At 62.6% G+C, this 12,007-nt stretch carries 8 protein-coding genes; 5 read left to right on the forward strand and 3 right to left on the reverse strand.

Annotated elements, in window-relative coordinates; all coding sequences use genetic code 11:
* Positions 1–2: 2 nt before the first annotated feature.
* Positions 3–5,447: a dermonecrotic toxin domain-containing protein gene (locus tag HU764_RS16735; protein ID WP_186703361.1), complete on the reverse strand. Its 5,445-nt coding sequence runs from the start codon at positions 5,445–5,447 to the stop codon at positions 3–5.
* A gap of 288 nt (positions 5,448–5,735) precedes the next feature.
* On the opposite strand from HU764_RS16735, the gene dkgB reads away from it, so the two are divergent.
* The 3 genes from dkgB to HU764_RS16750 all read left to right on the forward strand — a co-directional run bounded on the left by dkgB (position 5,736) and on the right by HU764_RS16750 (position 8,653).
* On the forward strand, positions 5,736–6,539 hold the full coding sequence (gene dkgB, locus HU764_RS16740) for a 2,5-didehydrogluconate reductase DkgB (RefSeq protein ID WP_186678864.1): 804 nt from the start codon (positions 5,736–5,738) through the stop codon (positions 6,537–6,539).
* A gap of 146 nt (positions 6,540–6,685) precedes the next feature.
* Positions 6,686–7,867, forward strand: a complete 1,182-nt coding sequence (locus HU764_RS16745) for an MFS transporter (RefSeq protein ID WP_027593887.1) — start codon at positions 6,686–6,688, stop codon at positions 7,865–7,867.
* Positions 7,868–8,188: 321 nt separating this feature from the next.
* Complete coding sequence (locus tag HU764_RS16750; protein WP_027593888.1) at positions 8,189–8,653, forward strand: nuclear transport factor 2 family protein; 465 nt, start codon at positions 8,189–8,191, stop codon at positions 8,651–8,653.
* A gap of 14 nt (positions 8,654–8,667) precedes the next feature.
* On the opposite strand, the gene HU764_RS16755 is transcribed toward HU764_RS16750, so the two are convergent.
* Both HU764_RS16755 and HU764_RS16760 read right to left on the reverse strand, forming a co-directional pair.
* A complete protein-coding gene (locus tag HU764_RS16755; RefSeq protein ID WP_186678869.1) occupies positions 8,668–10,023 on the reverse strand; it encodes an ATP-binding protein in 1,356 nt (451 codons plus the stop codon).
* Entirely contained in the window at positions 10,020–10,733 is a 714-nt protein-coding gene (locus HU764_RS16760) for a response regulator (RefSeq protein WP_186703362.1), read from the reverse strand. The genes HU764_RS16755 and HU764_RS16760 overlap by 4 nt, the downstream gene beginning before the upstream one ends.
* A 168-nt stretch (positions 10,734–10,901) precedes the next feature.
* Here HU764_RS16760 and HU764_RS16765 point away from each other — a divergent pair, with 168 nt between their 5' ends.
* Both HU764_RS16765 and HU764_RS16770 read left to right on the forward strand, forming a co-directional pair.
* Positions 10,902–11,684 carry an MlaA family lipoprotein gene (locus HU764_RS16765; RefSeq protein ID WP_186678877.1) on the forward strand — a complete coding sequence of 261 codons (783 nt, stop codon included), beginning with the start codon at positions 10,902–10,904 and terminating at the stop codon, positions 11,682–11,684.
* Positions 11,677–11,919, forward strand: a complete 243-nt coding sequence (locus HU764_RS16770) for a hypothetical protein (RefSeq protein ID WP_186703363.1) — start codon at positions 11,677–11,679, stop codon at positions 11,917–11,919. The genes HU764_RS16765 and HU764_RS16770 overlap by 8 nt, the downstream gene beginning before the upstream one ends.
* Positions 11,920–12,007 lie beyond the last annotated feature (88 nt).

A 12,007-nucleotide genomic window follows, 5' to 3' on the forward strand; every position in this document is an offset into this window, starting at 1 on the left:
ACTTAACGCTCCTGCGCAGGATGACGCATGCACGCTTCAACGGTGAGTTCACGAATCAACGCATGGAACACAGCGTTACGCTCGGCCGCCAGCACTGCGGCGCGTTGCATGAAGTCATTTGGACTGATTGCCATGGCATCCAACGCATCCAAACGCGCATGGAAACCTGAGAGCCGCGATTCCAACCGCTCAGCAAAACGCTGTTGGAGATAGTTCTGCCAGTACCTGCTGGCTGCAAGCGCTTCGATAAGTGCTTCAGGCCTGCCTTCTTGTACAAGGGACAACTGTTCGCGAGCCAACTGCACATAGGCACGCTCAAGATCATCACCCTGCAGGCCTTCAGTGCGCAGCGCGCGAACCCGGGCGAACTCAAGCCGATCGAGCTGGGCCAGATAGCTCTCGGCCATCCCGTCTCGTTGCGCTTCATCAAAAATGGCCCCTCGCACACGCTCATTCAATTCACAGGCGTCGATCAGGCTCCACACTCGCGCCTGTATGGCTTCAACATCCTGTTGAAAATCTGCGGTTCGACTCAAACCATCCAGGAACGCCAACCAATCTTCTACACCTGGCTCTGCCGTGAGCCGTGCCCATTGGGCTTGCCGTTGCTGCTGAAGTGGCGAGGGCAGGCCTTGCAGCCACCGATCACGCGAGGCTTCGACGCCATGTTGCTGAGCCTGCGGGTTCGCCACCCTCACCAATACCCGCTCCGGCGCACGTGCAGCCTGAGCTTGCAACTGTGGTTCCGGCTGTAGTTCCGGCTGAGACGGTTGCGCGGGTTCCAACGCTGGCTGGACAGCCGCCAACCGACGCGCGCTGACTTCAGACAGTGGATTGAGCTGGAGGTTTACGCCCTGAGGGTTCGCTCGGATCAAGCGGACCGCTTCCTCACTCAACTCACTGATGCGATTGCCATCGAGCCTGAGCGCCACGTTAGGGTGCTCACGCATAAGCGCCAAAGGGAACTCGTTCAGTTGGCAATTGGCGACGGCCACTCTCTCCAGTGAAGGGCTTTGCGGTAGCGTCGGTAGGCTCCCGAGCGGGTTATTGTTCAGGTCCAGCATCCTCAGCGCTGACAATGCGTTCAGCCGAGCGGCGCCCGCGACATTCACGACAATCTGGTTGTTCGCCAGGCCCAACTGCTGAAGCCGACCAAGCCCGCGCAAGGCGTCGGGCACTTGGGTGAGGTGGTTGTCGTTCAGAAACAGGGTCGTCAGTTCAGTCAATCGCTCCAAGCCTTCAGGCAGCGACACCAACTGGTTGTTGGACAATGACAGATCATCCAGCCTGCGCAGGTCACAGACCCATGCCGGCACTTCGCTGAGGTGGCAGTTGTTGATCCGCAACTGAATCAGATTAGTGAAGCGGCTGAAATAGTTGGGCGAGACGCTGGAAAAATCGATATTTACCAGCCGCAGCCATCGCAGCCGCCCCCAGCTTATCGTGTCTGGGAATTGCGGCAGTGAGCCGATTTGCGCACCGTCAATGCGCAGCGAAAAATGTCGCTCGTGTGGAGGCGATACGCTTCCCGGCACCTCCGGCAGCCAGCTTGCAAGCAGACGACGTGCAAAGGCCAGCCGGCCAGGGTCGTCGCCGCACCACTCTTCCAGGCTTTCTCGCAACGTAGTGGCCTGCTCAAGCACATTGAGATGTGCAGCCAGCACCTCATGCTGTGGCAGACGCGCACTGGCATTGGTCACCTGGTTGCCAATCCTTACCAAGATGGCGCGAAGTGCCTGCACGCGCTGAGGATCATCTGCAATTATCAGATCACCCTCTTGAGGTGTAAACGGATCCACCGGTTCCAAGCGATCATTGGCGTCCAGTCGCTGAACAGACGCCTGGGACAAGGGGTTGTAATCAAGGCAGATACGCGCCCTGTCGCGAGCGATCAATCGCAAAGACTCATCATCCAGCTCAACGATCCGGTTGCCCTCGAGCGCTAGGCTCATACCCGGATGCTGGCCAAGCAGCTCGGTTGGAAACGCCTGCAGTTGAGTGTTGCGCAGCGTAACCCGTCTCAACTCGATGCTTCTGACCAACGAAGGCATGCTCGCCAGCGGGTTACCGTCGAGTATCAGCACTTCCAGCTGTTGCATGCCTTCCAGACGAGCACTGTTGTGGGCATCGATGACGATACCGTTGCTTTCCAGATTCAAGGTACGCAGTTCGCCCAATTGCCCAAGCACCTGCGGGATTGCCGTCAAACGATTGTGCCCCAAGTCCAGACTCGACAAACGCGCCATGCGCGAAAGTTGAGCCGGCAGTGCCGTCAAGCGGTTGCTTCGCAAGCTCACGTGGGTGAGGTGCTCAAGGTTTAACAGCCACTGAGGCAGTGCCTCCAAGGCCGTATTAATCAATCTCAAACTACGTAGTCCGGCAAAGTGTTGCGCAGTGAAGGGCGGCAGCTCCGTTGCGCTGATGTTGCGCAAGGTCAAGCCGCTAAGCCGGCCCCAGCCAACGGTGTGCGGGAACGGTGGCAGCCCGCCGGTCAGCGCGCCGTCAAGATCAAGTTGGAAGGTTGGCGTTTCACCTGGCAATTGTGGATGCCAAGCCTGCAGAATCTCTCGGGCCATAATCGCTCGCGACGCACTCCAATGCAGTCGCACACCACGGTCCGCACCTGCAGCGCGTTGCGCCGCATCCCCCGCCAGGCTCCAGGTATCCAGGCGGGTGCGCAACGTACTGACCTGCCGGGCCAAGTCAGCATAATGATTCCAGACATCGCGCCTTGGCGAGCTGGCAATAGCTTGCGCGTACTGGCGCAGGGTAGTTTCTTCACGGGCCGGGAACAGCCGTCGCAGGCCTTCGAGAAGGGGCCGAACCTGCGCTTCGTCGATCACCAGCAAAGGGTGCTCTTCTGGCAGACGGACACCCGGGTTGCCACTCAACGGATACCCCAAGCGCCCGCCGCTAAGTCGCATAAGTGGCCTCAAGCTCGATGGCGGTGGCGTCAGGCCAATCAATTGTGCAGCCTGGCCATGGCGAGCGTTTGCGCGTTGCCTCAGGCCATCAGTCAACTGTGCGGCCGATTGCCCAGCCTGGCCCAGCACACTTCGCTGCCCCGTATCCAACTGTTTCAGCAACGCTTCGAACAGGCTCTCACCCTGTACACCGTTGGTCAGCTGTGTCCCATCGTTGGCATAAGCTTGGTAGCGGTCGCTATCTCGGACAATGATACGAGCCTGACCTGCTTTATTCGCCCCTGCCCAGGCGATCAGCTCACCCTCTTGAGTCGCATGGCGTATCTCCACCCTTTCGCCCTCAGGCCAAGGCGCCCAGCCTTCGATCAGCCCAAGGGCCAGCCGCTCGGTATCGGCGTTAATAGCCGATGCTTGCCACAAGCCCGCGCAGGCGCGGTCCACTCGCGCATCGCGCAGGTACCAGCGGGCAGTGCCAGCCAGCGCCATGGGCACCTTCCGCTGAGTGACCATGCGCTGCACCAGGCTTGGCTCGGCATTGGCGACGATCTCCTGCGCACCCCGCACGCTTAGCCCAGGGAAAGCACCCCGAAGCATCCGTGCCTCCGGGGACGCCAAAGGCTGCTCCGCCTGCCACCTTTGCTCGAATGCTGCGCCATGCAGCCCTGGCTCACGTTGATGCAGTTGGTAGCGTTGCAGGGCATCGAGCAGTTGTGCGGGGGCTGGCGCATTCTGCGCATGCAGACGGCGCATGCGTGCTTGATCAAAACCGGTGATGTGCAGCACATCGTTTGCCGTGGCATCGGATACATCACTCAACGCGCTACCCAAACGCCTGAACATCTGCGCTGCATCCTGCCACTGTTGCACAGCTTCAAGCGCATGGCGCCAGCCGCCGGCACCATTGTGCTCCAGCAACGGCGCGTAGGCGTGCAGGCGCGTGGGGTGCAAGATGCACAGCTGCCGTGTCAACGGATCCTCAGCGACCCTGTAGGTGCCAGTGTGGGTGCGAAGTCGCTCTTGCCCTGCCTCGCCGCCTCGCTCACCCACCGCCAACGTGTCGTCCAGCACTTCGTAACCCGGCAGTTCGGGGTGTACCAGGCTTACCTGCCCCTCAGTCAACCGCACGGGCACCAACCGGCGCACCAGGCCGGCGCTTTTGAGCACACGCCCAGCAATCACGCCGACGCCTACCCCTACCCCAACCAAGGCGATATTTTCGGCAACGCCCAACAGGTGCTCCAGCGCTCCCTGCCGGTCACCCAGTTGCCAATCGACATAGCCCTCGTACACCCCCGAGACCACCTCGATCGCCGCAATGGCCAGCAAGGGCAAGCCCAACCAAGGCACGAACAGGCTCGCTAGCCCAAGCACGGACAAGCCTGCATCAAGGTAGAAGTGCAGGCGCGCGTTGCGCTCGTTGCTGTCCTGATCTGCCGTGGGCACCGCCAAGACCCTGGCATCATCGAGCAGCGTGTCGAGCTGCACCTTACGCATGTGCTCGAACAGCGGCAGCTCGATAGCTTCATAACGGCCGTCGAGTTTGGCAGGCAGGTGGGCAGCACGCGCTGCTTTTGCTTTGCTCAACGCCTGGGTGAATGCCATTCGGTCGCGCTGGCCAATGAAGCGCTGGAAAAACGGTTCATAGCCGGGTAGCCGGAACAGCTCACCCAGGCTACTGAACAACGTGTCCCAGTTGCCATACCAGGTAAGTGCCCCCTGCTCGTCACCTGGGATCCAGCAAATTACGCCCTCCAGGGGGGCAGTTGCCCGCCCGCCTTGCCGCACTTCGAAGGCCATGGCCCCACGAATCTGCTTGCCGAGCAGCCGCAGGGCTTTGGGGATCAACACCGCTGAATCACTGCCCTCGGTGGGCACAGATGACATGAGCGGTAGAAACAGCTGATAGCCTCGCTCATTGATCTCACCCTTCAAGGCCGACAGCCGCACTGCCGCCTCCAACGCTGCCCGGTGGCCCTCTTCGACTATTCGGTTAACACGGCGCCCCTCCTCTAACGGGGCTTGATAGCGGGCCTTGAGGTAGTCCTGGTACTGCTTGCCCACATCGAGCGTGCGACAAAGCTCAGCGAATGCCACGGGCGCAAACGCAAGCGGGCTGGCGTTTTCATCGAGCAATGTCGCGCCGTCCTGAGAAGCTGCCTCACCCGCACTGAAGTTGTGCAGTGCGGCCTCAAGCAACGAATGCTTGAAAAACCGCACTTGCGGCTTGCCCAGCAGTTTTGCCAAGGGTGCAGGGAGCACGACTTTCAACTGAATCTGCGCCTTGCTCACGTCCAGCTGCAACTGCTGGTCGTGCAGGGCCTGCTGCAACAAGGGGGCGGCAAAATCATCGAGCCCAGTAGTCCCTTGGTAAAGACCCTGTAGCTGCTGCTGAACGTCCATTTGCTGGCTCAGGCACAGGTTCAGTGCCCTCAGACGCTCCGGTGTGGCACTGGCCAGCCAGTTGGGAAGGCGGCTGGCGATCAACTCGTCCAGCAGGTCGTCGCTATGGGTTGCCATCGGCATGATCGAGCGCTCCACTTGAATTGGGGCTCGATCACATCAGCTGCGCGGCAGGCGGCGGTGGTAGATGACTACCTGCTTGCCATTGAAAAGCGATTGCGCAGAGCGCGCATCGCAGCGTCATTACCTCTCGGTGCGTTTATCCACAAGCGCCAATTCTTGCTCGAGACGCAAAGTACTTTGGAGTGACGACGGCTTTATCACCTTCTGGAGAAGCCGCACACTGCTCCCTCACCTGAACAACCAACGCAAGCACCGTTCGGTTCACGTAGCCTCATCAGGAGCAAGATCATGAGCATTCCCTCTTTCGGCCTGGGCACCTTCCGCCTCACCGGCCAGGCCGTCATCGATTCGGTCAAGTCGGCCCTGGCGCTGGGCTACCGCGTCATCGACACCGCACAGATCTACAAGAACGAAGCCGAGGTGGGCCAAGCCATCGCCGAAAGCGGCGTGCCGCGCAGCGAGCTGTTCATCACCACCAAGATCTGGGTCGACAACTACGCCGCCGACAAGCTGGTCCCCAGCCTGCGCGAGAGCCTGACCAAGCTGCGCACCGACCATGTCGACCTGTTGCTGATCCACTGGCCGGCACCGGGCAATGGCGTCGAGCTGCCCGAGTACATGGCAGCCCTGGCTGAGGCCAAGGCGCAGGGCCTGACCCGCCAGATCGGTGTGTCCAACTTCAACATCGACCTGACCCAGCAGGCCATCGCGGTGGTTGGCGAGGGCGAAATCGCCACCAACCAGATCGAGCTCAGCCCTTACCTGCAAAATGCCAAGCTGGCCGCGTTCCTGCAGGATCAGGGCATCACCGTCACCTCCTACATGACCCTGGCCTATGGCAAGGTCCTGAAAGACCCGGTGCTGGCTGAGATCGCTGCCAAGCACAAAGCCACCGTCGCGCAAGTGGCCCTGGCCTGGGCCCTGCAATTGGGCTATGCGGTGATCCCGTCGTCGACCAAACGCGAAAACCTGGCCAGCAACCTGCTCGCCCGAGACCTGCGCCTGGACGCCGACGACATGGCGCGCATCGCCACGCTCGAACGCAACGGGCGTGAAGTCAGCCCGGATGGCCTTGCGCCAGCCTGGGACTGATCGCCCTTCCGCTGCAGCTTGCACTGTAGGAGCAGCCTTGTGCTGCGAAGAGGCCCGTAAACACAGCGAAGACTCATGCTGTGTTCACCGGCCTCTTCGCAGCACAAGGCTGCTCCTACCCCCCTTCATCCAATCCGGAGCGCTCGATGAGCACGCTTTCTCCCAAACGGGTCCTGTTCGCCCTGGCCATCGGCGCCTTCGGCATCGGCACCACCGAATTCACCCCCATGGGCCTGTTGCCCGTGATCGCCCAAGGCGTCGATGCAAGCATCCCCAGCGCGGGCATGCTGATCACCGCCTACGCCATCGGCGTGATGGTCGGTGCACCGATCATGACCTTGCTGTTCAGCCGCTTCGGCAAGCGCGCCGCGCTGATGTCGCTGATGGCCATCTTCACCCTGGGCAACCTGTTGTCGGCACTTTCGCCGGACTACTACACGCTGCTGGCCTCCCGCCTGGTCACCAGCCTCAACCACGGGGCCTTCTTCGGCCTGGGCGCAGTGGTTGCTGCCAGCGTGGTGCCCAAGGACAAACAAGCCAGCGCCGTGGCGACCATGTTCATGGGCCTGACCATCGCCAATATCGGCGGTGTGCCTGCCGCCACCTGGGTCGGCCAGCAGGTCGGCTGGCGCATGGCGTTTGCCGGCACAGCGGTGCTCGGCCTGCTGGCCATGGCCGCGCTGTGGTACGCCCTGCCCAAGGGTGAGCGCGGCAGCGTGCCCCATGTACGCAAGGAACTGGCCGTGATTGCCCGCCCCAGCGTGCTGCTGGCCATGGCCACCACCGTGCTGGGTGCCGGCGCCATGTTCACCCTGTACACCTACGTGGCGCCGGTACTGGCCGAACTGACCGGTGCCTCGGACAGCTTCGTCACCCTCGGGCTGGTCCTGATCGGCGTGGGCTTCACCTTGGGCAACAGCCTCGGCGGGCGACTGGCCGATTGGTCACTGGATGGCGCGGCACGGATCTTCCTGGGTGCGTTGGCGGTGATCATGCTGCTGATGCCACTGGTGCTGGGCAGCCACCTGGGCGCCGCCCTCGCGCTGCTGGTGTGGGGTGTGTTCACCTTCGCCGTGGTGCCGCCACTGCAGATGCGCGTCATGACCGCCGCCGCCGAGGCCCCAGGGCTGGCCTCTTCGATCAACGTCGGCGCGTTCAACCTTGGCAATGCCGTGGGCGCTGCGCTGGGAGGTGGGGTGATCAGCCTGAACCTGGGCTACGCGGCGGTACCGATGGCTGGTGGGCTGCTGGCGGCTGCGGGGCTGCTTTTGGTATGGCTCGGCGGGCGCGCGAAGGCGACGGGCACAGCGTTGGACGGCGCAGCCTGAACGCCTGAGAACCTCCCCTAGAGAGGATGTTTCATTGATTTAGCAGGGCCCCGTGGGAGCCGGCTCCCACAGGTGCGGCGCTAGACTTGGAGGCTACACAGTTCGGGTGGGAGCGGCGGTGCGGCGGTCCGACTTGCCCGCGAAGAGGCCGGAACAAGCACCACAAGACAGCTGCTCCCACAGAGTCAGGGACTCACTTGCGACCTCCGCATCCCAACATTATTCCGCCGCCCGCAATTATGAAGTGCCGGGCACGCCGATTCCCTGTACCGCCCTCGATGACTACGCTCCTAGCTATAAACCACCCGAGGAGTGCCTACGATGCCCCGCCCACCGCTGCCCCCTTTCACCCGTGAAACCGCCATCGAAAAGGTCCGTCTTGCCGAAGACGGCTGGAACAGCCGCGACGCCGCCAAGGTGGCGTTGGCCTACACGCCCGATACCGTGTGGCGTAACCGTGTCGAGTTCCCCCGTGGTCGGGCCGAGGTGGAGGCCTTTCTGACACGCAAGTGGAACCATGAACTGGAGTATCGCCTGATCAAGGAGCTGTGGGCCTTCACCGGCAACCGCATTGCCGTGCGCTACGCGTACGAGTACCACGATGACAGCGGCCAGTGGTTCCGTGCCTATGGCAATGAGAACTGGGAATTTGCCGAGGATGGCCTGATGCAGAACCGCCATTCGAGTATCAACGAGCAACCTATCGCCGAGGCGGATCGCAAGTTCCATTGGCCCCTGGGGCGGCGCCCGGACGATCACCCCGGGCTCAGTGACCTGGGCCTCTGATCGCCACCGGTGGGTCAGCCGACAGGCAGCGTGACCCTGACCTCGAGCCCACCGCCCTGGCGGTTGCTCAGGGTCACGCTACCGCCCTGTTCGAGGACGATGGCGCGCGCCGCCGGCAAGCCCAGGCCGACCCCGCCGGTGTCCTTGTTGCGTGAGCCTTCGATGCGGTAGAAGGGCTCGAAAACGCATGCTTGCAAGTGCTCTGGGATGCCCGGGCCTCGGTCAAGAACGCGGATGATGATCTGCTCGTCAGTGATCGCCAACTGCACCGTCGGCTCGGTGCCGTACTTCACCGCATTTTCGATCAGGTTGACCATCACCCGCTTGATACCAATCGGGCGGCCCACATAGACCCAACGGCGCGGCCCGCTGAGGTCGATGTCCACCCCCGCATCCTTGAAGTCGTCGACCACGGTCGACAACAGCTCGCCCAGGTCGAACGCCGTGGCCGGTTCCAGCCGTGCATCATCGCGGAAAAACTGCAGCGCGGCGTCGACCATCGCCTGCATCTCGTCCACGTCCTTGAACAACTTGGCCTGCAGTTCGCCCTCTTCGATGAACTCGGCGCGCAGGCGCATGCGTGTCAACGGGGCGCGCAGGTCATGGGAAATCGCCGCGAGCATCTGCGTGCGGTCGTCGAGAAAATGCTTGAGCTGGGCCTGGGTGGCGTTGAAAGCCAAAATGGCCTGGCGCAGGTCGTAAGGGCCGACCACTGGGATCGGTGGGGCGTTGAAGTCCTTGCCAAAGCGCCGCGCACCTTCGGCGAAGCGCTCCAGAGGGCGGGCCAGGTAGCGTGTGGCAAATAGCGCGAGCGCCAGGCTGGAGACGATCATCAGCGCCACAATGATCAGGTTGCGCGGCAGTTCATCCAGCCCCCAGCTGCGGTCGGTGGCGCGATAGAGCAGCCATGACTTGTCTGACAGCTCAATCAGAAGCGCATAGCCACGCGGTTGCGCCTGCGCGGGCAAGTCGGACGGTCCGTAGACCTCGATCTGCGCGTCCGGGCGCGCCAGGAGTGCGCGCAATGTCGGCGCCCCTTGGTGAAATTCGTTATCTACCAGGGCTGGCAAACCGGCCTCGTCACGCTGCAGTAGCCATTGCACGCTATACGACACATCACCTGCGGCGCTGGCCAAGGTCGGCCGCTGCGCCACAGGTGCGGCGTCGACCATGCGGGCAACAGTAGCAACCTTCTCGATCAAGCCGCTTTCCAGCAACGGCGGCTGCGCCCACACGCTGAGCAGTACACCGAACAGCCACTTGAGCAGCAGCAGGCTGAGCATGGCCGCCAGGGTAGTGAGCGCGATCCAGCGGGCAATGGTGACGCGTGGCCGTGGCAGGGCCCTGCGCGCCCAGGCCAGCATCCTCATCGCTTGGTCACGCTGGCGGTGAACAGGTAGCCGACGTTGCGCAAGGTGCGGATCAACGGTTCGCTGTCGCCGTCGCTTTCAAGCTTGCGCCGCAGCCGGCTCACCTGCACGTCGATGCTGCGGTCATAGGCCTCGTGCGCTTCGCCGCGCGCCAGGTCCAGCAGTTGCTGGCGGCTGAGCACGCGCCTGGGGTGCTCGGCGAACACCAGCAGCAGCTCGAATTCGCCGTTGGACAAGGGGATCATGACCCCCTCAGGCGAGCGCAACTCACGTCGCAGCACGTCCAGCTGCCAGCCAGAGAATTCGAGTACGGCACGCGACGAGGCAGGCACTGGACTGCCCGGACTCTCGCCTGCCCGGCGCAGTACCGCCCGCACCCGGGCCAGCAACTCGCGAGCGGCGAACGGCTTGGTCAGGTAGTCGTCCGCGCCCAGCTCCAAGCCCACCACACGGTCGCTCAGTTCGCCCATGGCGGTGAGCATGATCACCGCTACCTTGTACTCAGCCTGCAAGCGCTGGCACAGCACCAGGCCACTGTCGCCCGGCAGCATGACATCCAAAATGACCAAGTCCGGCACGCGCCGTTCGAGTACCTGCCAAAGGCCTTGGCCATCACTGGCCACATCGACCTCGTAGCCGTGCTGGCGGAGAAACTTCTGCAGCAGGTCGAGTACTTCGACATCATCGTCGACAATCAGCAAATGGCTCACACCGGGGCACCGCGAACAGAGGGAGTAAAGACTTACTTTACGGCCATCCCAGGGCTGCCGTCATATATTTCAACCCGGAAACAAAGTGTCAGCCGGGCAATAATCCAGACATTCCCACGCAATCAACCGGCCACACCATCGGCGCCAGTTCTTGTCAGGAATGTGCCCATGCCCACCGCTACCCCCACTGCCTGGTTTTCAGCCCGCCATGCGCTATTGGCCTTGTCATTGCTCGCTGCCGGCGGCTGCAGCCAGCGGCCACCTGCCAGTGCCTGCGGCCCAGTGGCCTATCAGCTCAGCGACCCCGCCGAGCCCGCCAACCGCGCCGTGTTCGCCTTCAACCGCAGTGTCGACGATTACCTGCTGGCACCGGTCGCCCGTGGCTATAGCGCATTGCCTGATTTCACCAGGCAGGGCGTGCACAACTTCGCCGCCAACTTCGGCGAACCCAAGGTCTTGGTCAACGACCTGTTACAAGGCAACGGCGAACGGGCGATGACCAGCCTCACGCGCTTCATGTTCAACACGACCCTGGGCGTCGCCGGCTTGATCGATGTGTCCGGAAAGATGGGGCTACCCCGACACACGTCGGACTTTGGCCAAACCTTCGGCGTGTGGAACATCGCCGATGGCCCGATCGTCGAGCTACCGCTGCTGGGCACCCACAACCTGCGCGATGCAACCGGCAGCGTGCTGAGCTTGGCGGTCGACCCGTTCGGCGACAACAGCGACACGGTCGACACCCTGGGCAATGTGGCCATGGCAGGCAGTGTGGTGGATGGCCGCGCCGAAGCGCTGCCGGTTACCGACACGTTGCGCATCCTGCCTGATTACTACCTGGCCGTGCGCGACTACACCGCCCAACAGCGTGCCGAGCGGGTGGCCGAAGGCAAGGCTGGCGCGCCTGGCAAACGGCCGGCGAGCTGTACGGGGGTACCCACCGATGAATGATCCCCAACCGGTGGTGTTGTTCAGGCGCCTGCAGCGCGACACTCGCCAGCAGGTGCTGCACGAGCTCGAGGCGCGGGTCTCCGAGGATGGCCAGCATCTGATTCTGAGCCGTTATCGCGAGCGCACGGGCGACGGCACTGCTGCACAGCAGCGTCACGAAGTGCACCGCCGCGTGCCCATCGCAACGCTGCTGAAGTGGGTGGCCCGGCAAAGCCTGGAGCGCGAGCCATCCTGATGAGGCGATTCAGAGCGTCATCTTGCTGACTGCGGCAAGCAGCAAAGGCGCCATCTGTTCGTCGGTCATCGCCTTCGACTAAGGAGAA

It is taken from the genome of Pseudomonas kermanshahensis (genome assembly GCF_014269205.2).
GTDB classification, from domain to species: domain Bacteria; phylum Pseudomonadota; class Gammaproteobacteria; order Pseudomonadales; family Pseudomonadaceae; genus Aquipseudomonas; species Aquipseudomonas kermanshahensis.

Bases quoted from the DNA above. Each gene is read 5' to 3' on its own strand.
- HU764_RS16745 (WP_027593887.1), top strand. From the start codon at position 6,686: ATGAGCACGCTTTCTCCCAAACGGGTCCTGTTCGCCCTGGCCATCGGC.
- dkgB (WP_186678864.1), top strand. From the start codon at position 5,736: ATGAGCATTCCCTCTTTCGGCCTGGGCACCTTCCGCCTCACCGGCCAG.
- HU764_RS16735 (WP_186703361.1), bottom strand. From the start codon at position 5,447: ATGCCGATGGCAACCCATAGCGACGACCTGCTGGACGAGTTGATCGCC.
- HU764_RS16770 (WP_186703363.1), top strand. From the start codon at position 11,677: ATGAATGATCCCCAACCGGTGGTGTTGTTCAGGCGCCTGCAGCGCGAC.
- HU764_RS16755 (WP_186678869.1), bottom strand. From the start codon at position 10,023: ATGAGGATGCTGGCCTGGGCGCGCAGGGCCCTGCCACGGCCACGCGTC.
- HU764_RS16765 (WP_186678877.1), top strand. From the start codon at position 10,902: ATGCCCACCGCTACCCCCACTGCCTGGTTTTCAGCCCGCCATGCGCTA.
- HU764_RS16750 (WP_027593888.1), top strand. From the start codon at position 8,189: ATGCCCCGCCCACCGCTGCCCCCTTTCACCCGTGAAACCGCCATCGAA.